The sequence below is a fragment of the Nonomuraea sp. B19D2 genome, assembly GCF_040137845.1.
GTDB lineage: Bacteria > Actinomycetota > Actinomycetes > Streptosporangiales > Streptosporangiaceae > Nonomuraea.
Map to the genome: position 1 here is coordinate 116,535 of NZ_JBEFAK010000008.1, position 23,946 is coordinate 140,480.

General features: G+C 69.7%; 19 protein-coding genes. 14 read left to right on the forward strand and 5 right to left on the reverse strand.

Annotation, left to right across the window (positions count from 1 at the left end):
- From ABN273_RS17435 to ABN273_RS17460, 6 genes are all read left to right on the forward strand, one after another.
- Nucleotides 1-735: a sugar isomerase domain-containing protein gene (locus tag ABN273_RS17435; protein WP_349449931.1), complete on the forward strand. Its 735-nt coding sequence runs from the start codon at nt 1-3 to the stop codon at nt 733-735.
- 19 nt (nt 736-754) lie between these two features.
- Nucleotides 755-2,167 (forward strand): N-acetylglucosamine/diacetylchitobiose ABC transporter substrate-binding protein, encoded by a 1,413-nt coding sequence (gene ngcE / locus ABN273_RS17440; protein WP_349449932.1) that lies wholly within the window; start codon nt 755-757, stop codon nt 2,165-2,167.
- Nucleotides 2,167-3,078 (forward strand): carbohydrate ABC transporter permease, encoded by a 912-nt coding sequence (locus ABN273_RS17445; protein ID WP_349449933.1) that lies wholly within the window; start codon nt 2,167-2,169, stop codon nt 3,076-3,078. Before ngcE ends, ABN273_RS17445 begins: the two co-directional genes overlap by 1 nt.
- Entirely contained in the window at nt 3,078-3,995 is a 918-nt protein-coding gene (locus ABN273_RS17450; protein ID WP_349449934.1) for a carbohydrate ABC transporter permease, read from the forward strand. Before ABN273_RS17445 ends, ABN273_RS17450 begins: the two co-directional genes overlap by 1 nt.
- Before the next feature lie 37 nt (nt 3,996-4,032).
- On the forward strand, nt 4,033-4,899 hold the full coding sequence (locus tag ABN273_RS17455; RefSeq protein ID WP_349449935.1) for a phosphotransferase family protein: 867 nt from the start codon (nt 4,033-4,035) through the stop codon (nt 4,897-4,899).
- Nucleotides 4,900-5,194: 295 nt separating this feature from the next.
- The gene (locus tag ABN273_RS17460; RefSeq protein WP_349449936.1) at nt 5,195-6,406 is read left to right on the forward strand and encodes a S66 peptidase family protein; all 1,212 of its coding nucleotides are present in this window, start codon (nt 5,195-5,197) and stop codon (nt 6,404-6,406) included.
- A gap of 116 nt (nt 6,407-6,522) precedes the next feature.
- Here the strand turns inward: ABN273_RS17460 and ABN273_RS17465 are convergent, their stop codons facing one another.
- Nucleotides 6,523-6,828 (reverse strand): GNAT family N-acetyltransferase, encoded by a 306-nt coding sequence (locus tag ABN273_RS17465; protein ID WP_349449937.1) that lies wholly within the window; start codon nt 6,826-6,828, stop codon nt 6,523-6,525.
- A gap of 251 nt (nt 6,829-7,079) precedes the next feature.
- Between ABN273_RS17465 and ABN273_RS17470 the strand changes: the two genes are divergently transcribed.
- Nucleotides 7,080-7,757, forward strand: coding sequence for a hypothetical protein (locus tag ABN273_RS17470; protein ID WP_349449938.1), 678 nt, complete (start codon nt 7,080-7,082; stop codon nt 7,755-7,757).
- A gap of 309 nt (nt 7,758-8,066) precedes the next feature.
- Nucleotides 8,067-8,621, forward strand: a complete 555-nt coding sequence (locus tag ABN273_RS17475) for a GNAT family N-acetyltransferase (RefSeq protein WP_349449939.1) — start codon at nt 8,067-8,069, stop codon at nt 8,619-8,621.
- Here ABN273_RS17475 and metE read toward each other — a convergent pair.
- A complete protein-coding gene (gene metE / locus ABN273_RS17480) occupies nt 8,618-10,768 on the reverse strand; it encodes a 5-methyltetrahydropteroyltriglutamate--homocysteine S-methyltransferase (protein WP_349449940.1) in 2,151 nt (716 codons plus the stop codon). The two genes, ABN273_RS17475 and metE, sit on opposite strands and share 4 nt — an antisense overlap.
- Before the next feature lie 86 nt (nt 10,769-10,854).
- Here metE and ABN273_RS17485 point away from each other — a divergent pair, with 86 nt between their 5' ends.
- A complete protein-coding gene (locus ABN273_RS17485) occupies nt 10,855-11,694 on the forward strand; it encodes a LysR family transcriptional regulator (protein ID WP_349450114.1) in 840 nt (279 codons plus the stop codon).
- Here the strand turns inward: ABN273_RS17485 and ABN273_RS17490 are convergent.
- Nucleotides 11,687-12,367, reverse strand: a complete 681-nt coding sequence (locus ABN273_RS17490) for a DNA alkylation repair protein (protein ID WP_349449941.1) — start codon at nt 12,365-12,367, stop codon at nt 11,687-11,689. The genes ABN273_RS17485 and ABN273_RS17490 overlap by 8 nt on opposite strands.
- Entirely contained in the window at nt 12,364-13,032 is a 669-nt protein-coding gene (locus ABN273_RS17495; protein ID WP_349449942.1) for a TetR/AcrR family transcriptional regulator, read from the reverse strand. The genes ABN273_RS17490 and ABN273_RS17495 overlap by 4 nt, the downstream gene beginning before the upstream one ends.
- 97 nt (nt 13,033-13,129) lie before the next feature.
- Between ABN273_RS17495 and ABN273_RS17500 the strand changes: the two genes are divergently transcribed.
- A complete protein-coding gene (locus ABN273_RS17500) occupies nt 13,130-14,287 on the forward strand; it encodes an acetyl-CoA C-acetyltransferase (protein WP_349449943.1) in 1,158 nt (385 codons plus the stop codon).
- A gap of 17 nt (nt 14,288-14,304) precedes the next feature.
- Here ABN273_RS17500 and ABN273_RS17505 read toward each other — a convergent pair whose 3' ends face one another.
- Entirely contained in the window at nt 14,305-14,814 is a 510-nt protein-coding gene (locus ABN273_RS17505) for a YbaB/EbfC family nucleoid-associated protein (RefSeq protein WP_349449944.1), read from the reverse strand.
- A 1,053-nt stretch (nt 14,815-15,867) separates the two neighbouring features.
- Between ABN273_RS17505 and ABN273_RS17510 the strand changes: the two genes are divergently transcribed.
- Genes ABN273_RS17510 through ABN273_RS17525 form a run of 4 tightly spaced genes read left to right on the forward strand, consistent with a single transcriptional unit; the run spans nt 15,868 to nt 23,934 of the window.
- A complete protein-coding gene (locus ABN273_RS17510; protein ID WP_349449945.1) occupies nt 15,868-16,581 on the forward strand; it encodes a thioesterase II family protein in 714 nt (237 codons plus the stop codon).
- Nucleotides 16,578-17,408 carry an SDR family oxidoreductase gene (locus ABN273_RS17515; RefSeq protein ID WP_349449946.1) on the forward strand — a complete coding sequence of 277 codons (831 nt, stop codon included), beginning with the start codon at nt 16,578-16,580 and terminating at the stop codon, nt 17,406-17,408. The genes ABN273_RS17510 and ABN273_RS17515 overlap by 4 nt, the downstream gene beginning before the upstream one ends.
- A gap of 48 nt (nt 17,409-17,456) precedes the next feature.
- Complete coding sequence (locus ABN273_RS17520) at nt 17,457-20,327, forward strand: amino acid adenylation domain-containing protein (RefSeq protein ID WP_349449947.1); 2,871 nt, start codon at nt 17,457-17,459, stop codon at nt 20,325-20,327.
- Nucleotides 20,320-23,934, forward strand: a complete 3,615-nt coding sequence (locus ABN273_RS17525) for a non-ribosomal peptide synthetase (RefSeq protein WP_349449948.1) — start codon at nt 20,320-20,322, stop codon at nt 23,932-23,934. Before ABN273_RS17520 ends, ABN273_RS17525 begins: the two co-directional genes overlap by 8 nt.
- Nucleotides 23,935-23,946 lie beyond the last annotated feature (12 nt).

Below are 23,946 nucleotides of genomic sequence, written 5' to 3' on the forward strand. Positions count from 1 at the left end.
TTGACGTACGCATCCAAGGTTCTCGATCTGGCACGCCAGGTCGCGGAGAGCCAGGCCGAGCCGGTGAAGAAGGCCGCCGCGCTGGTGGTGGCCTCGATCCGGGCGGGCGGTGTGGTCAACGCGTTCGGCTCTGGGCACTCCGAGGCCATCGCCATGGAGATCGCCGGGCGGGCCGGCGGCCTCGTCCCCAGCAACCGCCTCACGCCCAGGGACCTCGTCCTGTACGGGGGCCGCCCGGCCGGCGTGCTGACCCCCGAGCTGGAACGCGACCCGGCCGTCGCGCACGAGATCTACGACCTGGCGCCGGTCGAGCCGCAGGACGTGTTCGTGCTGATCTCCAGCTCCGGCGTGAACGGCACGGTCGTCGAGCTGGCCACGCTCGTCAAGGAGCGCGGACACGCGCTGATCGCGCTGACCTCGGTCAAGCACAGCACCCAGATGACCTCGCGCCACCCGTCCGGCCGCAAACTGCTCGACCTGGCCGACGTCGTGCTGGACAACGGCGCGCCGTACGGCGACGCCATCCTCGAGCTGCCCGGCGGCGGCACGTACGGCGCGGTGTCCACGGTCACCTCGGCGCTGCTCGCGCAGATGGTGGTCACCGAGGCGGTGGACGAGCTCGTGGCCATGGGCGAGACGCCCCCTGTCTACATGTCGGTCAACGTGACCGGTGGCGACGAGCACAACAAGGCCCTGGAGAGCCGCTACGCAGGACGTATCCGACGCGGATCATAGACAAGTCAGGAGCAGTCATATGCCCAACACCCCCCACATCACCAGGCGTGAGCTCCTTCGCGGCGCCGCACTCGTACCTGTGGCGGGGGCGCTGGCCGCGTGCGCGACGCCCGCCGCCAAGCCCTCCGCCTCGTCCTCGGCGGCGCCGGTCGCGACCAGCGCGGCCAACCCGTTCGGCGTGGCGGACAACAAGCCGCTGGAGGTGTGGATCTTCGACGGCGGCTTCGGCCAGGACTACGCCAAGACCATTCACCAGCCGCTGTTCAAGAGCAAGCATCCCGGCGTCGAGATCAAGCACAACGCGACCAAGGAGATCACGAAGGTCCTCCAGCCGCGCTTCGCGGGTGGCAACCCGCCGGACGTCATCGACAACTCCGGCGCCAACGCCATGGACTTCGGCGCGCTCGCCCAGGACGGCCAGCTCCAGGACCTGGGCCCGTTGCTCGACGCGCCGAGCTGGGACGACCCCGCCGTCAAGGTCAGGGACACCATCGAACCCGCGGTCATCGAGTACGGCACCTACGGCGGCACGTTCGGCGTGCTCGGTTACGTGAACTACATCTTCGGCATCTGGTATTCGCAGAAGGTCTTCAGGGACAACGGATGGACGGTGCCCAAGACCTGGGACGAGTTCCTGAAGCTCTGCGAGACGATCAAGAAGTCCGGCAAGATGGCGCCCTTCACCTACGCGGGGAAGTTCCCGCAATACCTCTACGATCCGCTGCTGACGATGGCCGCGAAGATCGGCGGCGCCGAGGTGCTGGTCAACATCGACAACCTCGAGGACGGCGCCTGGAAGACCGACGCCATGAAGACCTCGGCCACGGCCTGGGCCGAGATCGGCGCCAAGTACCTGATGGAGGGCACCGCCGGTCTCGACCACGTGCAGACCCAGACGGCGCAGAACAAGTACAAGGTCGCCATGCTGCCCAGCGGCTCCTGGCTGGAGAACGAGCAGAAGACCACCACCCCGGCGGACTTCGAGTACGGCATGTTCCCCGTCCCCGACTTCACCGGCTCCGACAAGTTGCCGTACGGCACGCTGCGCTCCCAGCCCGGCGAGACCTTCATCGTCCCGGCCAAGGCAGCCAACCCGCAGGGGGGCATGGAATACCTGCGGGCCATGCTGTCGAAGAAGGCGGCCGGCGACTTCAGCGAGATGGTGCGGACCGTGTCGGTGGTCAAGGGCGCGGGCGAGGGCCGCACGCTGTCGCCCGGCACCCAGAGCGCCACCAAGGCATTGACCGCCGCGGGCACCAACACCGTCTACTTCCGCTTTGACAGGTGGTATCTCCAGCTGAAGGACGAGGCCATCGCCGCCACCGGCGAGCTCATGTCGGGCGGGCTCAAGCCGGAGGCGTACCTGGAGCGCATCCAGAAGAAGGCCGACGAGATCAAGAACGACTCCTCGATCAAGAAGTACAAGCGCTGATGATCTTCAACAGGTATCGCCGCGGGCTGTTCATCACCTCGTTCCTGGCAGCCCCGGTGATTCTCTACCTGGTTTACGTGATCTCGCCGTACATCCAGGCGTTCTACATCGCGATGACCGACTGGCGCGGCGTGACGGCCACGCCCACGTTCATCGGTCTGGACAACTTCATCCGGCTCTTCAGCGACGGGATCTTCTGGAAGGCCGTCACGCACAACGGCGCGCTGCTCGTGCTGCTGCCGCTGATCACGATCGTCATCGCCCTGTTCTTCGCCTTTCTCCTGAACGTGGGCGGCGCGCAGGGCGTGACGGGGATCCGCGGGTCGAAGTTCTACCGGGTGGTGTTCTTCTTCCCGCAGGTCCTGGCCGTCGCCGTGGTGGCGGTGCTGTTCCAGCAGGTGTTCCGGCCGGACGGCAGCGGCATGCTGAACGGCCCGCTGATGGCGCTCGGGGTCAAGCCGATCGGGTTCCTGTCCGATCCGGACGTGGCGTTCTGGTCGGTGCTGGGCGTCATGGTCTGGCAGGCGGTCGGCTTCTACGTCGTGCTCTTCTCCGCCGGCCTGGCCTCCATCCCGAAGGACATGTTCGAGGCCGCGCAGATCGACGGGGCCAGCCGGTTGAGCCTGTTCTTCCGCATCACGCTGCCGCTGCTCTGGGACACCGTGCAGGTGGCCTGGGTCTATCTGGGGATCATGGCGCTCGACGTGTTCGCGATCGTGTGGGTGATGACCGACCAGCACGGCGGCCCCGACTGGTCGACCACGGTCATGGCCGCCGAGATCTACCGCAACGCGTTCCAGTACTTCCGCTTCGGGTACGCCTCGGCGCTGGGCGTGGTGATGTTCTTCTTCACCGTCGGCTTCGCGATCCTCTCGCTGCGCCTCTCGCGGCGCGAACGAATCGAGTACTGATGACAACGATGATCTCGTGGACGGCGGCGAACTCGCGGAAGATCGCCCGCCAGGAGCGCAAGCGCCGGCTCGGCCCGCTGGGCGTGCTGACGCATGTCGCGCTGCTGGTCTGGACGCTGCTGGTGGTGGTGCCGATCCTGTGGACGTTCCTGGCCTCGGTCAAGAGTGAGGACGAGATCTTCGGCGACGCCTGGTCGATGCCCGCCTCACTGCACTGGGACAACTTCGCCAGGGCCTGGGAGCAGGCGCACATCGGGCAGTACATGCTCAACAGCATCATCGTCGTGTCGTTCAGCACGTTCGGGACGATGCTGATCGGGTCGATGGCCGCGTACGTGCTGGCCCGCTACCCCTTCCGCGGCAACCGGGCGATCTACCTGCTCTTCGTGTCGGGCCTGGCCTTCCCCGTCTACCTGGCCCTGACCCCCCTCTTCTTCGTCGTCCAGAACTTGGGCAACGTGCCGCTGATCGGCCCGTTCATCGGCCTGAACACGCACGCGGGCCTGGTCCTGGTCTACATCGCGTACTCGATGCCGTTCACGATCTTCTTCCTGTCGGCGTTCTTCCGCACGCTCCCCACCGCCGTGGGGGAGGCCGCGATGGTGGACGGCGCGTCACACACCAGGGTCTTCTTCCAGATCATGCTCCCGATGGCGCGGCCCGGCATCATCAGCATCACGATCTTCAACGTCCTGGGGCAGTGGAACCAGTACCAGCTGCCTCTGGTGCTGCTGCAGGAGCGGGACAAGTGGGTCCTCACCCAGGGCATCGCCGACATCTCCACCGCCGCCGGATACGACCAGGACTGGTCGGCCCTCTTCGCCGCCCTGACCCTGGCCATCCTCCCGATGCTGGTGGTCTACACGGTCTTCCAGCGCCAGATCCAGAGCGGCCTGACCTCGGGAGCGCTCAAATAGCTCGCGCGCCCGGCGCGGGGGGCTTACTCTGCGGTGTGTGAACGGCGACATCCGCACGTTGCTGTCCCGCCATCTCCCCGACTACCGGGTGCGCTCCATCCGCCCGCTCGGCCAGGGCCTCGACAACATGGTGTACGAGGTCAACGACGAGCTGCTGGTACGGCGCAACAAGGCGACGACTCCGGAAACCAACCGGCAGGAGGTCGCCCGCCTGGCGGCCGTCAGAGAGCTCTCCCCGCTGCCGGTCCCCGAGGTGGTCTTCGCCGACGACGAGTCTGGCGTGATCGCGTACCACAAGCTCCCGGGCGAGCCCCTCAACCGGCACCCGGCACACGACGGGCCGCGCCCGGTCCTTGACCTGTGGCACTTGGCAGAGCCGCTGGGCGAGTTCCTCACCGCCCTCCACGCCGCCTCGCCCGGCAGGATGCGCGACCTGGCGCCACTGGACGTCTACCCGGCGCCGACGCTCCTCCGGGACGCCGAGCTCGACTTCCGGGACGTGGAGAGCCACGTCCCGGAAGAGCAGCGCCCCCTGGTGGAGCGCTTCTTCCGAGAGCCCCCGCCGGACGAGCCCCGCTCGCTGCGCTTCTGCCACAACGACCTGGGCGCCGAGCACATACTGGTGGACGCGGACGCCGGCACCATCACCGGCATCATCGACTGGACCGACGCCGCCATCACCGACCCGGCCCACGACTTCGCCCTCCTCTACCGCGACCTGGGCCCGGAGGTCTTCGAGGTGACGGTGGCGCACTACGGCTCCGACCTGGACGAGACGGACCGCGAGAGGGTGCTCTTCTACGCGCGGTGCGCACTCATCGAGGACCTGGCGTACGGCCTGAGCACGGGCCCCCGCCACTACGCCGACGCCGCCTTGACCCACCTGGCCTGGACGTTCGCGTAGATTGCGCGAACTGGCCTGGACATTCGGGTAGGTTGCGCCAAGGCCACCCGCCCGTTGCCCGGTTACGGGGTGGGCCTGCTGGAGCCCACCCCGGGCGGGCCTCGCTCCGCTCGTCCCGAAATGCGCCTGGCGGCGCGCAAGGTCTTCGCCAGGGGCGCTTCGCGCTCAGAGGGCTCAGCCGTCGCTCCCAGTCGGGCCCAGTCCCAACCCCTGTCGGGCTTCGCTGCGCTCAGGCGCTCTTATCCAGGCGCAGACTCCGCCTGCGCGTTGCTCGACTCTGTGATATCTCGGAACCATGCCTGAGACCTCGTTCGGCATCGCTGAAGGCCCCTCGATCCGGATGAGCTCCTCCTTGGCCGAAGGGACAACTGCGGCGGTGAAGCATGAGCTGCGTGGTCAGATACTGGACGAGTATCTGGCCGATTACGCGCGCCGCAACGGCCCCGTGCCCGCAGAGGAGCAGCAGCGTGCCCGCCAAGTGTTCGACGAGGTAACACCGGCCGCTACGCTCCCGACAATGGACGCAATCTTCCCGCCCAAGCTGAACAGAGGCGACGTCGTACGTGTGGTGGCGCCGGCCAGATCCCGCGCGATGGTGACGGAGCACGACCACACCGGCATCATCGAAGCCCGGTTCGCCGAGCTCGGTCTCACGCTGTCCTACGGCCGCCACGTCGATGAGCGGGACGCCTTCGACTCCTCCAGCATCACCTCCCGGGTCGCCGATCTGCACGAGGCCTTCGCGGACCCGTCGGTGGCAGCGATCATGACGGTCATCGGCGGCTACAACTGCAATGAGCTCCTGCCGTTCCTCGACTGGGACCTGATCCGCGCCAACCCGAAGATCCTGTGCGGATACTCCGACATCACGGCCCTGCAGAACGCCATCCTCGCCCGGACCGGGCTGGTCACCTACTCGGGGCCGCACTGGTCGACGTTCGGGATGCGTGATCACTTCGAGCAGATCCTGCGGTGGTTCACCGACGTCATGTTCGGCTCGGATCCGGTCGCCTTGGCTCCCGCGGACCATTGGAGTGACGATCTCTGGTTCCTCGACCAGGACAAGCGCGACCTGGTGCCCAACGAGGGGTGGTGGCGGCTCCGGCCCGGTTCCGCAGAGGGAAGGATCGTCGGCGGAAACCTCTGCACCCTGAACTTGCTGCAGGGCACCCCCAACATGCCGTCTCTCGCCGGCGCGATACTGATCGTCGAGGACGACCTCGAATCACATCCGGCGACGTTCGCCCGGAACCTGACATCACTGCTTCAGCTTCCCGATGCCGCCGATGTCCGGGGACTGGTGATCGGGCGCTTCCAGACAGCGACCCGCATGACCCGCTCGCTGCTGGAACAGGTCATCGCCGCCCAGCCGTCGCTGGCGGGAGTCCCGGTCCTGGCCAACATCGACGTCGGTCACACCTACCCCATGGCCACTTTCCCGATCGGCGGTCAGGGCGAGCTCACCGTCGCGGAGGGCGAGGCGAGCCTGACACTGCTGCGGCACTGACCATGTCGGTCAGCGGGTGGTCGGCGTGCGAGGCCGCCATGCGTCGCGAAGCAGGCTCATCGTGACCGACGCCCACCACTTGCCGGCAACGTACGTGGCCTTCGGCTCGACGCTCTCTATGCGGAACCCCAACCGTTCATATGACCTCTGGCCTCAGGTGACACCAGGACCATGCCGAGCCGCACCGACTGGCGGGACGGCTCGGTTCGCAGGCGGAACTGGCCCACCGGCTGCCCGTCGGAGTCGATGGCGATGTGGAAGCGACAGCTGGGGTTGGCTGCCTGGAAGTCGGTGAGTTGACCCGGGTCGAATGGCCACGTGAGCCCGGCGTTGCTGGACCAGGTGATGAGCGCCTCGAGGCTGTCTATCCACGACGCGACTCTGTGGGCGTCCCTCGGCTCGAATGCGCGTAGTCCGATCATCTGGTGATACCTATCGAATCCGCCCATCCAGGTCAAAACGACCACACGTACTGCGTCGAATGCACTGCGCGACCTGACAAGCACGCCAAGCCGTCCACCTCCCCCGTCCTCGGCGACGCGTTCGCAGCCGTCGGCATGCTCGTTCCGCGCTTATCCGAGAGTTGTGCGGCCACCAACAGCGGAGGGTAAAGTCTAAGACACAAAGAGCTACAATCAAACGTGCATTCGAGGGCGAGCCCGAGGAGCTGCCGGTGATGCTTCATCCGATGCCTACACTGGACATCGTGTCGGCCCCTGTGCCCCTTAGCGGCTCTGCGGCGGCCGTCGCCTATCTGCTGGCGACTGCCCGGGCCGCCGGCGTGCGTGTGAGCCGCACCAAGCTCTCCCACCTCCTCTATCTTGCCGACCTCCGAGCCGTCGAGCAGGGATTGCCCGCTGGTTCCGGCCTTGAATGGCGCTGGAGCCGTAGCGGTCCCCATAGCTTTCGGCTGGGCGAGGTTGAGCGTGACCTTCGTGAGGCGGGAGTGATCCTCCTCGATGAGAGCCTCGATCCTTTCGCCGGTCGCCGTGAGTGGACCATCCATCTGGTCGATGTGCCTCAGACCGTTGTGAGCGGTGAGTTCGCGACGATCATGGAGGCCGTTCTGACCGAGTATGGGCGGCTTTCGCCGGGTCAGCTGCGGGACCTCGCCTGCCAGACCCCACCCATGCGGGAGGCAGGCAGACAGCGTCGGGACGACGCGCGACTCGATCTTGCTGGAGGGCCGCCCCTGCCCGACCTGGGCTCCGGTCTGACCCGCCTGCGCCGGTGGGCAGAGCGCAATCCTCTGCCTGACGACGAGCCCGGCGGTGTCGACGATCTCGCCGAAGAGAGCCGCTACCTCGCCGAGCACCGGGCAGAGGCGATCCGCCGTCTCTTGGGAGACTAGGTGCCGGGTCCCTACATTGTCGGAGGCGTCTATCTCGTCACCGACAAGACGCTTCGTCTCATTCCTGAGGAAGAACGAGTGGTCCACGACGAGCCTGGATCAGGATTCCGGCCGTGCAACCCCTGCCGAAAGCCGCTCTCGAAGACCGCACCGGTGTGCTGGACGAAGACCTGCTGACCCAGGTTCAGGGGCGACGCGCTCAGTATCTTGGTCTGCTCGACTGACCTTGCCGCGCCGGAGCACGACGTCGCCCAGCGGGACCGGAAAACCGTTCGCGAGGGGCTGGGGCGGCGTGGTTGGCTGCCGGTCATGACGTCGGTATGGGTAGGCCAGCGCGTACGGCTGCGAGCCATCGAGCCGGAGGACTGGGAGGCGTTCCACTCCTTCAACGAGTACTCCGACGCCGTCAGGAGCGGCCATCAGCTCCACCCGCCGCAGTCGGCGGCGCGGGCCAGGAAGTGGGCCGCGGAGCTGGCCGAGAAGGATCAGGGCATGGACGACGTCCGCCTGGTGATCGCCACCCGCGACGGGAACGTCCCGGTCGGCATGATGAACACGCACAGCGTCGACCGCGTGCACGGCACCTTCGGGTACGGGATCGGGATCGGGACGCCGCACCACCGCAAGGGCTACGCCGGCGACGCCATCGTCCTGCTCCTGCGCTACATGTTCTTCGAGCGCCGCTTCCAGAAGGCCGAGGCGTGGGTCTACAGCTCCAACGAGCCGTCGCTGGCGCTGCACCGGCGGCTGGGGTTCGTGGAGGAGGGCCGCCGGCGCAGGAGTCACTACGCCAACGGCCGTTACGACGACGAGGTCCTCTTCGGCATGACAGTCGAGGAGTTCATCGAACGCCACGCCTCCTAGGGAGCCTGAAGCTCCGCGCGCAGCCGCCGCGTGGCCGTGACCACGTTGGCCAGCGCGGCCTCCACTTCCGCATACGTACGGGTCTTCAGCCCGCAGTCCGGATTGACCCAGACCCGCTCCACCGGCAGCACCGACAACGTCCGGCGCAGCAGTTCCGCCACCTCCCCGGCCCCGGGCACCCGGGGCGAGTGGATGTCGTACACCCCGGGCCCGAGCCCGCGTCCGAAGGAGCCGACCGAGCCCAGGATCCGCGCACCCGATCGCGCGGACTCGATGGTGGTCACGTCGGCGTCCAGCCCGTCGATGGCGGCCAGGATCTGGTCGGCGTCCGAATAGCAGAGGTGGGTGTGGATCTGCGTGCGATCGCTCGCCCCCGACGTGGCCCGCCGGTACGCGGCCACCGCCCACTCCAGGTAGTCGGCCTGCGCGGCCCGCCGGAGGGGGAGCAGCTCGCGTAGGGCGGGCTCGTCCACCTGGATGATCGACACTCCGGCCGCCTCCAGATCGCGGACCTCCTCCCTGACTGCGTCCGCCACCTGGAACACGACGTCGCGCAGCGGCAGGTCGTCGCGGACGAAGGACCAGGCCACGATGGTGACAGGCCCGGTGAGCATGCCCTTGACCGGCTTGTCCGTGAGCGACTGCGCGTAGGTGGCCCACCGGACCGTGATCGGCGAGGGGCGGCCGACGTCTCCGTGCAGGATCGGGGGCCGGGTGCAGCGGGAGCCGTACGACTGGACCCAGCCGTTCCTGGTGACGGCGAACCCGTCGAGGTGCTCGGCGAAGTACTGCACCATGTCGTTGCGCTCCGGCTCGCCGTGCACGAGGACGTCGAGCCCGAGGCGTTCCTGGACCCGGATGACCCGCTCGATCTCGGCCTCGACCTGCCGTTCGTAGGCGGCCTGCGACAGCGTGCCCGAGGCGAGCGCGGCCCGGGCGGCGCGCAGGGAGCCGGTCTGCGGGAACGAGCCGATCGTGGTGATCGGGAGCGCGGGCAGCCGCAGGTGTTCCGCCTGGGCCGCGGCCCGCACCGCGTACGGGCCGCGTTCCTCCGGCACCACCGGCCCCGACAGCGCCACCGAGGCCTCGGCGGGCGCGGCGTCCCGCAGCGGGGAGCGCGCGAGCGCCACCACCTCGGCCACCTTCTGCTCCGCGAACGCCAGCCGCTCGGTCAGCGCGGGGTCGAGCTCCGGCTCGGCCGCCACGTCGTACGGCACGTGCAGCAGCGAGCAGGACGTGCTCACCACCACGTCCGAGGCCCGCACGGCGCCGAGGGCGGCCAGCGCCCGCTCGGGGGAGGTGCGCCACACGTCGCGCCCGGACACCACGCCCGCCACCACGGTCTTGCCGGTCAGGTCGAGCCCGGGCACGCCACCCCGTACGAGGTCGATCCCGATGGCCTCCACCGGTGTGCCGGCCAGGACCGGGAGGGCCTCGCCGAGGTCGCCGAAGTACGAGGCGACGAAGAGCCCGGGGCGGTCGCGTACGGACCCGAGCCGGGAGTACGCGGTCCGCACGGCGGCCAGCTCGTCCGCGGTCCGGTCGCCCACCAGCGCGGGCTCGTCCAGCTGCACCCACGAGACCCCCTCGGCGGCCAGCGCGGACAGCAGCTCCTCGTAGCAGCCGAGCACGTCGTCCAGCCGGTCCAGCGCCGCCCCCAGCAGCAGGAACGTGACCGGCCCCACCACCACGGGCCGCGTCTCGAACCCCAGCGCGCGCGCCTCCCGCACCTCGGACAGCGGCTTGCTCGCGTCCAGCTTGAACACCGTGTCGGGGCCGATCTCGGGGACGATGTAGTGGTAGTTCGTGTCGAACCACTTCGTCATCCGCAGCGGCGCGAGCCCCTCGGTGCCCCTGGCCATCGCGAAGTAGGGGTCAGCGGCCTCGCGATACCGCGCGGGCACCGCGCCCAGCAGCACCGCCGTGTCCAGCACCTGGTCATACAGCGAGAACGTGTTGGACGGCAGTCCCTCGAGCCCCAGCTCGGCCAGCCTGCGCCAGGTCCGCTCCCTGAGCTCGGCTCCCACCTGCTCGAGCTCGACCCGGGTCGAACGCCCGTCCCAGTAGGACTCCAGCGCCCGCTTCAACTCCCTTCGCGGCCCGATCCTCGGATATCCGAGCACGGTGGACTTGGGGAATGGGGACATCTCTCGGCTCCCTTGACGTCGTTCGAGTGATCGCAGGCATCCTGCCGAGCGCTCGGGAGCTGATGCATCATGTATTGGTGCTGCTTATGCTCAAGGAGATGCACTGCTTCGCCGGCGTCGCGGAACGGCTCAGCTTTTCCCGGGCCGCCGCCGACCTGGGGATGTCCCAGCCCGCGATGAGCCAGGCCATCACCCGGCTCGAGCGCGCGGCCGGCGTCAGGCTCTTCGAGCGGACCGCCCGTGACGTGCGGTTGACGGCGGAAGGCAAGGCGCTGCTGCCGTACGCGGAGCAGGTGATCGAGTCGGTCCGGGCGTTCGAGGCGGAGTCGGCGCGGCTGGCGCGGCCGACCATTCATCTCGCTTATCCACCGCTCGTCGGCGCACTGGCGGCGCGGATCGTCAGGCGGCTGGCGGGCCGCACCCCCGCGATCAGCGTGGAGCTGCGCGCGGCGGGCCGCGGGGCGGCGGCGCAGGCGCTGGCGGGCGGCGAGGTGTCGGCCGCGATCCTGGCCACCCCGGCGCCCGCGCAGTTCGTGACGGCGGCCAGGTTCCACGTCACGGTCGACCACCTGGCCCTGCCCGCGGGCCACCGGCTGGCGGCCCGGTCCAAGGTGACCGCGGCCGAGCTGGGCGGCCAGGTGCTGCTCACGCCGGGCAGCCGCCCCTGGCCGGGGCTGCCGGGGCGCTCGCGCATGGTGGCCGACGACGACTTCGCCGCCGCGCTCGACCTGGTGGCGGCGGGCGCCGGGCTGCTGCCGATCCCGCAGCTCCTGGTCAGGGCCGTCAGGAGGGACGACGTGCGCTTCGTGCCGCTCGACGCCGGCGACCTGCGCATCACGTACGCGCTGGCCTGGTCGAAGGAGCGCGTGACGCCGGAGCTGATGGCACTCGTGCAGGCCGTACAGGACGCCCTGTGGACTAGGTGACGGGGAGGTTCTTGAGCGCCTCGCGGCGGCTCAGGCCCGAGATGCCCTTGGCCTTGACGTAGCGGATCACCTCGGCGGGGTTGGTCTTGGCGTATTCGCGTAACGCCCACCCGATCGCCTTGCGTGCGAAGAAGTCGTTGTCCGACAGGCTCGGCTCGATGCACGCGTACAGCAGGGCCGTGTCCGTGCGCTGCTTGAACCGGTTCTGGCACAGGATGGCGGTGCGCCGCTTCCACAAGTCGTCGTCATGCGCCCAGTCCAGCATGAGCGGCCGCATCGACTCGGGGAACGCGGCCAGCAGGCCGCCGATCCGGTGCGTGGCCAGCTCGTCCACCAGGTCCCACCAGGCCCCGGTGACGATCATCTCCTCGTACATCGGCACCGTGTAGAGGGTCTGGAAGCCCCGGTAGAGGTGGAAGCCGGTCAGCTCGACGGCGGCGTAGCGCTCCTCGCGGTATTCCGCCTCCCGCCACAGCCCCAGCACAGCCCGTCGCCACTCCGGTGCGCTCTCCAGCCGGTGCTCGGCGAAGACCCGCCGGAGCACCGCCCGCCTGGGCACGGCCTGCACGCCCAGGAACGGCATCGAGGACTTCATGTAGGCGCGCATGGTCTCGGCCTTGCCGGGCTCCGCGGCCTCCTGCAGCGCCAGCCGTACGGCCTTGCCGAGGCTCATCCCTTGTGAGTGGTGCGCTCGCCCGTGGCGAGGCCGTCGAAGAGCACGGTGATGTAGTGTTCGGCCAGCGCGCTGGTGTTGAGCCTGCCGCCCGGCCGGAACCAGCGCACCGCCACCCAGATCGTGTCGCGGATCATGCGGTACGTCAGCTTCGGATCGACGTCGGACCTGAACAGCCCGGCCGCCTGGCCCGCCTTGATCTGCGACACCCAGATCTGCTCGACCTCGTCCTCGGCCTTGACCAGATAGTTGAAGCGCTCGAACTGCCGCAGGTAGTTCCAGTCGTTCTGCATGACCGTGATCGCGGCCCGGTGCGGCTCCAGCGTGCTGAACCCGATGCGGACCATCTCCGACAGCACGGTGCGGGCGTCGGCGCTGGAGTCGACCGCCGCGCGGTAGCGGGCGATGAGGTCGTCGAGGAAGGTGGACAGCACCTCGTCGACGATCGTCTCCTTGGAGTCGAAGTGGTGGTAGAGACTTCCGGAGAGGATGCCCGCCTCGGTGGCGATCTCGCGTACTGTCGTGGCCTGGAAGCCCTTGCGCGCGAAGATCTCCGCGGCGAGCTTGACGAGGTGGTCGCGGCGCTCGGAGGCCGATCCCGACGAGGTCGCGCGCTGGCGTTTGGCCGGGGTGGTCGTGGTGCCGGAGTTCTTACGCGTGGTCACGACACCATTATGAGCCCTCAGACAATCGCTTGTTCACCTAACTGCCCCAGCTCATACGGCATTCCACACTGCACCAAGCGCTTGCTACCATGCGGATGTGAACGAGGCCTACATCGTCGGCGCGGTCCGTACCCCCGTCGGGCGCAGGAACGGCGGCCTGGCCGCGGCCCACCCCGCCGACCTCGGTGCGCACGTGCTCAAGGAGCTGATGTACCGCGCGGACGCCGATCCGTCGGCCGTCGAAGACGTGATCTTCGGCTGTGTGGACACGATCGGCCCGCAGGCCGGCGACATCGCCCGCACCTGCTGGCTCGCGGCCGGGCTCCCCGAGGAGGTCCCGGGCGTCACGGTGGACCGCCAGTGCGGCTCGTCCCAGCAGGCGCTCCACTTCGCCGCCCAGGCCGTGCTGGCCGGCACGAATGACCTGGTGGTGGCGGGCGGCGTGCAGAACATGAGCATGATCCCCATCTCGGCCGCGATGCTCGCGGGTCGGGCGTTCGGGCACGAGAGCCCTTTCGGGGGCGCCAAGGGCTGGATCGAGCGGTACGGCACGCAGGAGGTCTCGCAGTTCACCGGGGCCGAGCAGATGGCCGCCACCTGGGACATCTCGCGCGAGGAGATGGAGCGGTACGCGTACGAGTCGCACCGCCGGGCCGTCCACGCCATCGACGCCGGACATTTCGCCCGAGAGATCGTCCCCTATGAGGGCGTCACCACCGACGAGTGCCCGCGCAGGGGCACCACGATCGAGCAGATGGCCGGGCTCAGGCCCCTGGTCGAGGGCGGCCGGCTCACCGCGGCCCTCGCGTCGCAGATCTCCGACGGCGCGGCGGCCCTGCTCATCGCCTCGCCCAGAGCCGTACGGGAGCACGGCCTGACCCCGCGCGCCCGTGTGCACCACATCTCGGCGCGCGGCGCCGACCCGATCATGATGCTCTCCGCGCCGATCCCGGCCACCGCGCACGCGCTCGGCATGACCGGCCTGGCGATCGACGACTTCGACGCGATCGAGATCAACGAGGCGTTCGCGCCGGTCGTCCTGGCCTGGATCAAGGAGACCGGCGCGGACCCCGCCAAGGTCAACCCGAACGGCGGCGCCATCGCGCTCGGCCACCCCCTCGGCGCGACCGGCGCCGTGCTGGCGGTGAAGCTGCTGCACGAGCTGGAGCGCACCGGCGGACGGTACGGCCTGCAGACCATGTGCGAGGGGGGAGGACAGGCGAACGTCACCGTCATCGAGCGGCTGGCTCCATAGGCCGTGCGCCCCGGCTGCTAGCGGCCGTCCATCTCGCGGAAGATCTGGTCCAGGCGGAACTCGTGTTCGTCCATGGCACGGCTGAAGGTGTCCAGGGTCCTGTCGAACTGCTCCAACGCCTGTTCCGGGGTGGCCGGCAACTCGCCGACGGCATCGCGGACCACGCGTTCGCATTGCATGGCGCTGTCTTCCTGCGCGCGCCGCACCGCGAGCACGACCGCCTCGGCCAGATCCTGGCTGCTCAGCTTCATGACGCGCGGATCGAGCGAGATCTGGGCGATCCGTCCGTCGGCGTCGGCGCGTACCCGGACCTTGCCGTCCGCGCCTTCACCCACACCGCTGATCGTCTGGATCTCCCGCTGCGCGGACTGGAGCCGGCGGTCGTCCCACTCAGCTTGTTCGGTGATCTGCATCACGTCGTCCGGAGGGTTGTTTTCCGCCCGTGGCTTCCCCAGCAGGTCCGACGATTCGGCGACCCCTCGCGCCCCGGTTCGCATCGTCTCCGAGCTGTAGGAGAACCCGTCCATCGCTCTACCCATCGAATCCTCCTCTGCGTCAAGAGACGTCGCCGCGGCGCTGCTGCTTGCCTTAGTTCAGGCCGGAGTCCAGCGGGGCATTCATGCTTGGCAGCCTGTCCGCGGTCGCCTTCGCGTTGAACTGTCGAATGCCTTCTGACCCAGCGGCTTGCCTTCGATGAAGTCGTTGTACGCGGTCGAGCCGCCGCCGCTGAATCCCGGGAGGAAATACGCTCTCCTGCCGGGGTCGGCTTTCCGGCTGGCAGATCACCGCCCTTTGGGCCCTGCCTCGCGCGACGGCGGGGTCAGGGACCAATCCGACGAGCCCTCCGATGGCGTCATCGACAGCGGCACCGATCGGATTGGGTGCGTTGGGCCCTGGAGCAAGCATGTCCCCCCTCAAAGATGTGATCTTGGGACGCTGGAGGCCGAGCGCCGGCACCCAGGCTGCTCCCGCTCAGCGTTCGCAGCCCTGAAGAGGCCATGCGAGTGCGCGAGAAGATCAGCGGCTGTCTCACATTTTGACACAAAGAATTCGCCTACGGCTACCCGTAACACCGGATTAGGGACATGTGAGCCAGGTATGCCCACTTCTCCGGGGGTGCGCCCGAGTCTGCCAGACGGCTCGGGGCAGGAATCGGCCGAGGAGTCATTCCGCTACATCGCCGCTGGTCAAAGGGGTTGTGGTGGCTCGCCGGCCATACTTTGGAGCGTTCCCTCTACGCAATGCGGACAAAAATGGACCATTGTCGTATGTCTTCGTATATCACCCAGCAGATCTTGACCACATGTCCGAAACTCCATACCTTTGGCCGTTGTTCGCGGCGCATGCGGCGCGTGACGCTGTCGCACGCACAGTGTCCGCCGCACTGCCTGGGCCTGGCCCAGCCTGTCGGCCATGGATAGCGAGGAGGCGATAGAGGCTAGCGATCCGGCCGGGGATCTCACCCACAGTGCCCGGCTGTGGTCAGACCGATAATCGGCTCGGGGAGAGACTCACCCAACCGGTGACATTCCACGGCCGGGATTCCGCCTCTGGACAATCGAACGGAGAAAGTCCCCTCCATGGAACGCACGTACCTTGTCTGCCTGCCCTTCGCCGGTGCAGGCGCATCTTTCTTCAAAGAGTGGCAGCGACACGCCCCCGATGAACTGAGCATCCTGCCGGTGCAGTTGCCCGGCCGCGAGGAACGCTTTGTCGACCCCCCGCACACCGATGCCGCACGCGCAGCGGAGGAGGCATACGCCCAGGTGCTGGCGCGGATCGGCGGGCCCGCCCGGGTGGCTCTTTTCGGGCACAGCCTCGGCGCGGTGCTCGCGTACGAGCTGGCCCACCGCCTCGGCGGCGTGGCCGGCATACGGCTGGCACGACTTTTCGTGAGCGGTTCCCCCGGGCCGTGGAATGGGCGGGAGAGCCGGGCCAGCGGTCTGAGCGATGAGGAGTTCCTGGCTCGGGTCCGCGATTTCTCCGGTTATTCGCATCCGGCGCTCGAAGACCCGGAAATGCGGTCGTTGTTGCTGCCCGTGATCCGGGCGGACGTCGAAATGCATGAGAATTACCGGCCGGCCTCCGACAAGCCACTGTCCATACCGGTTACCGCGCTGCGAGGGCGCGGGGACGAGCTCGTGGACGGATCACACCTCGCTCAGTGGGAGCGGGCCACCACCGCCGGATTCGCCACCGCCGAACTCGACGGCGGTCACATGTACCTCGCCGACGATCCCGCGACCCTGCTGAGGCTGATCGGGGCCGCGCTCGCCCCGCAGGAAGAACGGTGACGGCGCGCCTGGCCGGGAAGACGGCCATCATCACCGGTGCGGCCCGTGGTCTGGGACGCGCCAGCGCTCAGGCCTTCGCGCGGGAGGGCGCCGACCTGGTGCTGATCGACGTCGCGCGGGATCTGCCGGGTGTGCCGTACCCGTTGGGTTCCCGGAGCCAGCTCGAACACACCGCGGAGCTCTGCCGCGATTCCGGCGTCTCTGTGCTGGTCAAAGAGGCGGACGTACGGGACCTGCTCGAGCTGGAGGACGCGGTGTCCACGGCGGTCGACCGTTTCGGCCGCGTCGACGTCCTCGTCAACAACGCGGGCATCGCCGCGCCGTCCGGCAAGACGGCGCACGAGATCGACGAGAACGAGTGGCAGTTGATGCTCGACGTCGACCTCTCGGGCGCCTGGCGTGCCATCCGGGCGGTGGGCAAGCTCATGGTCGAGCAGCGTTCGGGCAGCATCGTCAACATCGCGTCCACCGCGGGGCTGGTCGGTTACCGGCATTTCGCGGGATACGTCGCCGCCAAACACGGTCTTGTCGGCCTGACCAAGGCGGTGGCGCTGGACTACGCCCCGCGCCAGGTCAGAGTCAACGCGCTGTGCCCTGGCTCGGTCCGCGACGACGCGCAGGTCGAGGGCCGCATGCTGGCGGAGATCGCGCGCTCGCTCGACGTGCCGGTCGGTACGCATGAGGAGGCGTTCCTCCTGTCCCAGCCGATGAACGCGCTCATCGAGCCGGACGCCGTCGCCTCCGCTGCCGTGTGGCTGGCCTCGGACGAGTCCCGGCAGGTCACGGGCAGCGTGCTCACGGTCGACGGAGGTTTCACAACCCGGTGACGGCCGCTCACCGGACCTGCCGTCCCTCAGATCCCTGGAGATTTATCCGTGTACCAAGCTGACAGCGTCTCGCGGCTGTTCGCTGCCGCCCGCTCACCGTCCGTGCACTGCCACGCCTGGCGGGTACGGCTGTCCGAAGGCGCCGACGCCGCGCGGATGGCCCGGCTTCTCGATCAGGCGTCTCGTGCCTGGTGGGGGGAGCCCGCCCGGTTGTGGGTGGAGAACGTTCCCGCTGACGGCGACTCGCCGGCAGCGCGCCGGCGGCTCGACTCCGAGCTGCACCGGCCCATGTCAGGAAGTGGGCCTCGCCTGCGGGCCGTGCTGCTGGAGTACGCGGACGGACCGGCAGATCTCGTGCTCGTCGCGCACCGGGAAAGGTGCGACTCGGTGACGTTGCGCTCGGTCGCCCAGGTGCTCACGGGCCGGGCCTCCTACGACCGGTTCCGCCCTGAAGAGGCCGGCCCCGATGCCGGGATGATCGCGAGGCGGGGAGAGGCGGGCCGTCCGGGATCCGTCGAGTGGGCCACCGGTGACGCCGCCGCGGGAGACCGTACGGGCGTGGTGACCGTGCGGACACGCGCGGCGGCACAGGCCACCGCCAAGGTGGCGGTGGCGCTCGGGCTGGTCGTGGGACGGTACGAGGACCAGCGTGATCCGCTGCTCGGCGCGCTGGCCGTCGTACCGGACCGGCCGGCGGGAGCACTGGGAGCCTTCGACACCGGGATGTTGCTGGCGCTGGACCTGTCCGGTCAGCAGACCGTGGGAGAGCTGGTCGCCGGGAGCGACAGGACCCTGTGCGGCGAAGGCGGACGGGGCGACGGCCCGCGGCAGGACCTCGCCGAGCCCGGCGGCCGGGTGCTGGCCGGGCTTGTCGCCAATGAGCTGGATCATTTCACTGGCGAGGGCGAGACCTACCTCCCCTGCCAAGCGGCCCCGTTCCCCCTCACCATCGCGCTCAGGCGCGCCGCCGGCGGTCTCATGCTCGACGTGCACCACCGGCTCCAAGACGTGGACGAGCACACCGCGCGGCGGTTCGCCCACCACGTCGCCCGCGTGTACGAGCAGCTGATCGACCCGGCCGATGATCTGGTCCCCGACGACGTCGACCTGTTGGACGAGCCCGAGCGCCGCTGGACGGTCGAACTCGGCCGCCCGAGCCGGTCGCTGGAGCAGCGGCCGGAGCGGATCGAGGAGGTGTTCGCCGCCCGCGTCGCGGAGCGGCCCGAGGCCGTCGCACTCACCTGCGAGGACCGCTCGCTGACCTACGCCGAACTCGACGAGCGTGCCGAGCGCATGGCAGGTGCCCTGCGCGGGATGGGGGTGCGGGCGGGCGAGCGGGTGGGCCTCTGCCTGGAGCGCTCGCTCGACCTGGTGGTCACCATGCTCGCCGTGCTCAAGGCCGGTGCGGTGTACGTGCCGATGGATCCTGGTTATCCCGCCGACCGGCTGGCGTTCATGGCGCAGGATGCCGGGCTCATGGTCGTCGTCGCAGGTGGGAGCTTCCCCGACGGCGATCAGCTGAGCATTGTCACGCCCGAGCAACTCGTGGCCAAGGGCGGCGGAGCAGGCACGGCGGCCTCTGACGGCGAGGCCGGCGGATCACCCGGCCCGGACGACGCCGCGTACGTCATCTACACCTCCGGCTCGACCGGGCGCCCGAAGGGCGTGCTGGTGCCGCATCGCAACGTGGTCGCCCTGCTCTCCGCGACCGAGGACGACTTCGGGCTCGGCCCCGGCGACACCTGGACGAACTTCCACTCCAGCGCTTTCGACTTCTCGGTCTGGGAGATCTGGGGAGCGCTGCTCACCGGCGCCCGGCTGGTGATGGTCCCCTACTGGGTCTCGCGGTCGCCGGAGGAGTTCCACGAGCTGCTGGTGCGCGAGCAGGTCACCGTGCTCAACCAGACGCCGTCGGCGTTCGCTCAGCTCATGGACGCCGACAGGCGCAGGGGCGAGCGGCTCGCGGTCCGGCTGGTGGTGTTCGGCGGCGAGCCGCTCGATGCCCGTCCGCTGCGGGACTGGTTCGACCGATACCCGGAGAATCGCTGCCGCGTCGTCAACATGTACGGCATCACCGAGACCACCGTCCACGTGACCGCGCAGACCGTGACCCGCCGGGAGGCCATGGCGGGGTCCAGGTCGGTGGGGTGCCCGCTGCCCGGCTGGCACGTGTACGTCCTGGATGAGCGGGGTCGGCCGGTGCCCTGCGGCGTTCCCGGCGAGATCTATGTCGGCGGCGCCGGAGTCGCCCTGGAATACCTCGGCCGTCCCGAGCTGACGGCGCAGCGCTTCCTGCCGGACCCGTTCGGCGGAGGTCGCATGTATCGCTCCGGCGACCGGGGACGCCTGCGGCACGACGGCCGGCTGGAGCACCTGGGACGGCTCGACACCCAGGTCAAGGTCCGCGGCTTCCGCGTCGAGCTGGACGAGATCCGCCGCGTGCTGCTCGAGGACGCCTCGGTCACGGCGGCCGCCGTGCTGCCGCGGGCCGGCGACCTGGAGGGAGCGCGCATCGACGCGTACGTGGTGCTGGCCGACGGCGACACCGCCGCGGTGCGGCGACGGGCCGCCAGGGTGCTGCCCGAGCACATGCTGCCCGCGACGATCACGGCGCTGCCCGCGTTGCCGCTCACCGCGAACGGCAAGCTGGACGTTCGCGCGTTGCCCGAGTCCGCGCCTCCGGCGTCCGTACGGGCCCCCTCAGACGATGTCGTGGAGACACTGACCGCCATCTGGGAGTCGGTGCTCGGCGTGCCGGTCGGCGCCGACGACAACTTCTTCGAGCTGGGCGGCAACTCGCTGCTCGCGATGCGGCTGGCGGCGGCCATCCGGGAACGGGGACTGCCCGCGCCGCCCATGCGCGAGCTGTATCTCCATCCGACGGTGAGCGGTCTCGCGCGGGTGCTCGGCCATGAGTGAGACCGGGGGACTGCTCGAGTGGCTCTCCGGCCCTGACCACCCCGGGCCGTTCCCCGTCGCGGGCCCGCCCGGCGTGCGGGCGCCGGCGGTCCTGGCGGCGTGGGGTGCGCTCCTCTACCACCACACCGGCCGGCAGGATCTCACCTTCCGCGTCGTGCGTGGCGGTGCGGACGAGGTGGTCCGGTTCGCGATCGATCCAGGCGGGAGGCTCGCCGAGCTGGTGACGTCGGTGACGCGGGCGCTCGACGCCGCCGACCCGTACGACCCCGGTCTCGGCTCCATGCCCGTCCTGGTCCACGGGGATCCGGTCCCGCCCGGCGCGTTCGCCCTCGTCCTGGACGAGAACGGAGTACGGTTGCGGCCCGGCCCGGCCAGGAACGCGGACCTGACCGCCCGCCACGCGGACCACCTCGCCGCCGCGCTGGCCACGCCCGAGGACACCGTGATCCGCGACCTGGACCCGCTGTCCCCCGCGGAGCATGCCGAGCTCGACCGCTGGAACGACACCGCCGTCGACTACCCGCGAGAGGTCAGGGTCGAGCGGCTCTTCGCCGAACAGGCAGAGCAGGCGCCCGGCCATCCGGCCGTGGTGCACGGTGACACCTCCCTCACCTACGCGGCCCTGCACCGCCGCAGCACGTTGCTGGCCCAGTCGGTACGGCGCGCCGGCCTGGCCTGCGGCGAGCCCGTCGCGCTGCTCCTGCCGCGCGTTCCCGACCTGGTCGTCGCGGCCCTGGCCGTGCTCAAGGCAGGCGGCTGCTACCTGCCGATCGATCCCACCACCCCGCCGGAGCGCGTCTCCCTCCTCCTCGCGGACAGCGGCGCGACCCTGCTGATCACCGAGAAGGAGTCCGTGGCCGGGGCGCGGACCATCGCGATGGACGCCCTGGACTGGTCGGCCGAGCCGGAGCCCGAAGGCCCGGCTCCCGGTGACGCGTCCGCGCCCGCGTACCTGATGTACACCTCGGGAACCACCGGGCGGCCCAAAGGCGTCGCGATCCCGCACCGCGGCATCGTCCGCCTGGTGCGCGGGGTTGACTACGTACGCCTGGACCCCACCACCAGGATGGCGCAGATCGGGGCGACCGGTTTCGACGCCTCCGTCTGGGAGATATGGGGCGCGCTGCTCAACGGCTGCACCCTGCACCTGCTCGACCGGGAGACCTTCCTCGACACCGAGGAGTTGCGCAAGGCCCTGGCCGATCAGCGCATCACCACGGCGCTGTTCACCTCCGCACTGTTCGGCCGGCTCGCCGACGACGACCCGGCCGTGTTCGGGCCGCTGCGCGACCTGCTCGTCGGAGGTGACGTGCTCTCACCCAAGCACGCGAGGTCCGTGCTGCGCGCCAACCCGGGCCTGCGGCTGGTGAACGCCTACGGGCCGACCGAGAACGCGGTCATCTCCACCGCCCACGTCGTCGCCGAGCCGATCGGCGCGCGGGTGCCCATCGGCCGCCCCGTGCCCAATACCAGCGCCTATGTGCTCAACCAGGACCGCCGCCCACTGCCGATCGGCGTCCCCGGTGACCTGTACGTGGGCGGCGACGGGCTGGCCCCCGGCTACCACGGACGCCCCGAGCTGACCAGGCGTGCCTTCGTCCCCCACCCCCTACGGCCGGGACGGCTGCTCTACCGGACGGGCGACCGGGCCCGACGTCTGCCCGACGGATCGATCGAATTTCTCGGCCGGACCGACCACCAGGTCAAAGTGCGCGGGTTCCGCGTCGAGCCAGGCGAGGTGGAGACGGCGCTGCAGAACGCGACCGGAGTGAGCGGCGCGGTGGTCGTGGAACGGCGTGACTCCTTCGACAGCCATCTGTGCGCCTACGTCACGGGCGAAGAGGGCCTCCAAGCGGGGCATGTGCGTGCGGAGATCGAGCGCGTGCTGCCGCCGCACATGGTGCCCGCGCACATCATGGTGCTGCCGGCGCTGCCGCTGACCGCCAACGGCAAGGTGGACCGGACCGCGCTGCCGGACCCGGCACCACGCGGCGGCGGGCGGGCGGCGCGGGACGAGGTGGAGCGCGTCCTGGTCGAGCTCTGGGAGGACGTGCTCGATGTCCGCGGGATCGGCGTCGACGACCCGCTCGACCGGCTCGGCGGCAGCTCGCTGACGGCGACCCGGCTGGCCGCCCTGGTGCGGCGCCGCTTCGGCGTGGACTGCCCGGTGTCGGCCGTGCTGTCCGCCCGGACGATCTCCGCGCTGGCCGGGACCATCCGCACGGCCGACCGTACGAGCCCCCGCCCCGCCGGGCCGCGTCCCGGCCTGGCCGCCGAGCGAACCCCGCTGTCGCCCCAGCAGCGGGGAATCTACGTCGAGCAGCTCAAAGATCCCACCGGTACCCAGTACAACCTGCCGATCTTCGTCGACCTCCCCGCGCCGGTGGACCCGGACACGCTGCGTGCCGCGTCGGCCGCGCTCGCCGACCGGCACGAGATCCTGCGCACCGACATCGCCGTCGACGGCGACGGCCGGCCGCACCTGCGCGTCCGCGACCGGGTGGCCGTCACGCTCGACGAGGTGGACCTGCCGCCCGGCGCGGACCCCGACGCGTGGGCGGAGAGCTGGATCCGCCCGTTCGACCTCGCCCTGGCGCCCCTGTGGCGGGTGGCCCTGGTGCGGCATGACACCGGAACGCGGCTGGTCCTGGACATCCACCACCTGATCACCGACGGTCACGCCCTGACCCTGCTGATGTCCGAATGGGCGGCGCTGATCAGGGGTGAGCGGCTGTCCGAGGTGGAGCTGCGCTACCGGGACTTCGCCCAGTGGGCGAACGGACCGGAGAAGCGGCAGCTGTCCGAGGCCCAGCGACCCTACTGGGCAGAGACGTTCGCCCGGCCGGTCCGGCCCCTCGACCTGCCCACCGACCTGCCGAGGCCGGCGGTGCGCCGGACCGAGGGCGCTCACCTGTACTTCGAATTCGGCGCGCGACGCAGTGACGCGATCGCGGAACTGGCCCGTGCCGAGGGAGTGACCCCCTTCCACGTGCTGCTGGCCGCCTACACCGCCTTCCTCGGGCGGGTGAGCGGCAGCGACGACGTGACGGTCGGAACAGCGGCGTCGGGACGGCACCTGCCGGGCGTGGACCGGGCGCAGGGGATGTTCGTGAACACGCTCTGCCTGCGCACACGGCCGGAGGCCGAGCTGCCGTTCCGCGCGTACCTACGGGCGGTGGCCGAGCACGCCACCGCCGCCGTCGACCACCAGGACCACGCTTTCGACGCTCTCGTGGCGCAGCACGAGCAGCACGACCTCAGCAGGAATCCCCTCTTCGACACGTTCTTCGCGGTGCAGGACACCGGACTCCACAAGGTCGGCTTCCTGGGAGGCCGGCCGCGCTGGCGGCCGGACGCCACCCGGCGCACGATCTTCGACCTCGACCTGCAGATCGAGGTCGACGGAGCCGGGCCCGGCGGCTATGCCGCCCGGTGGGCCTACGCCACGAGCCTCTTCCTGCGGCCCACGGTGGAACTGTTCCGCGATGAGCTGCTGGCCCTGTTGGACGCCGCGCTCGCCGAACCCGGCACGCCGCTGGGCGAACTCGGGCGGGTGGCCGCGACTCCGTACGACCTGTCCGAGCTCGCGCTCGACTTCGACTTCTGATCCGGCTGGGAG

Coding starts and splice junctions, on each gene's coding strand:
- ABN273_RS17485 (WP_349450114.1), top strand. CDS start 10,855: ATGCTCAAGGAGATGCACTGCTTCGCCGGCGTCGCGGAACGGCTCAGC.
- ABN273_RS17475 (WP_349449939.1), top strand. CDS start 8,067: ATGACGTCGGTATGGGTAGGCCAGCGCGTACGGCTGCGAGCCATCGAG.
- ABN273_RS17490 (WP_349449941.1), bottom strand. CDS start 12,367: ATGAGCCTCGGCAAGGCCGTACGGCTGGCGCTGCAGGAGGCCGCGGAG.
- ABN273_RS17505 (WP_349449944.1), bottom strand. CDS start 14,814: ATGGACGGGTTCTCCTACAGCTCGGAGACGATGCGAACCGGGGCGCGA.
- ABN273_RS17460 (WP_349449936.1), top strand. CDS start 5,195: ATGCCTGAGACCTCGTTCGGCATCGCTGAAGGCCCCTCGATCCGGATG.
- metE (WP_349449940.1), bottom strand. CDS start 10,768: ATGTCCCCATTCCCCAAGTCCACCGTGCTCGGATATCCGAGGATCGGG.
- ABN273_RS17465 (WP_349449937.1), bottom strand. CDS start 6,828: ATGATCGGACTACGCGCATTCGAGCCGAGGGACGCCCACAGAGTCGCG.
- ABN273_RS17510 (WP_349449945.1), top strand. CDS start 15,868: ATGGAACGCACGTACCTTGTCTGCCTGCCCTTCGCCGGTGCAGGCGCA.
- ABN273_RS17445 (WP_349449933.1), top strand. CDS start 2,167: ATGATCTTCAACAGGTATCGCCGCGGGCTGTTCATCACCTCGTTCCTG.
- ABN273_RS17525 (WP_349449948.1), top strand. CDS start 20,320: ATGAGTGAGACCGGGGGACTGCTCGAGTGGCTCTCCGGCCCTGACCAC.
- ngcE (WP_349449932.1), top strand. CDS start 755: ATGCCCAACACCCCCCACATCACCAGGCGTGAGCTCCTTCGCGGCGCC.
- ABN273_RS17450 (WP_349449934.1), top strand. CDS start 3,078: ATGACAACGATGATCTCGTGGACGGCGGCGAACTCGCGGAAGATCGCC.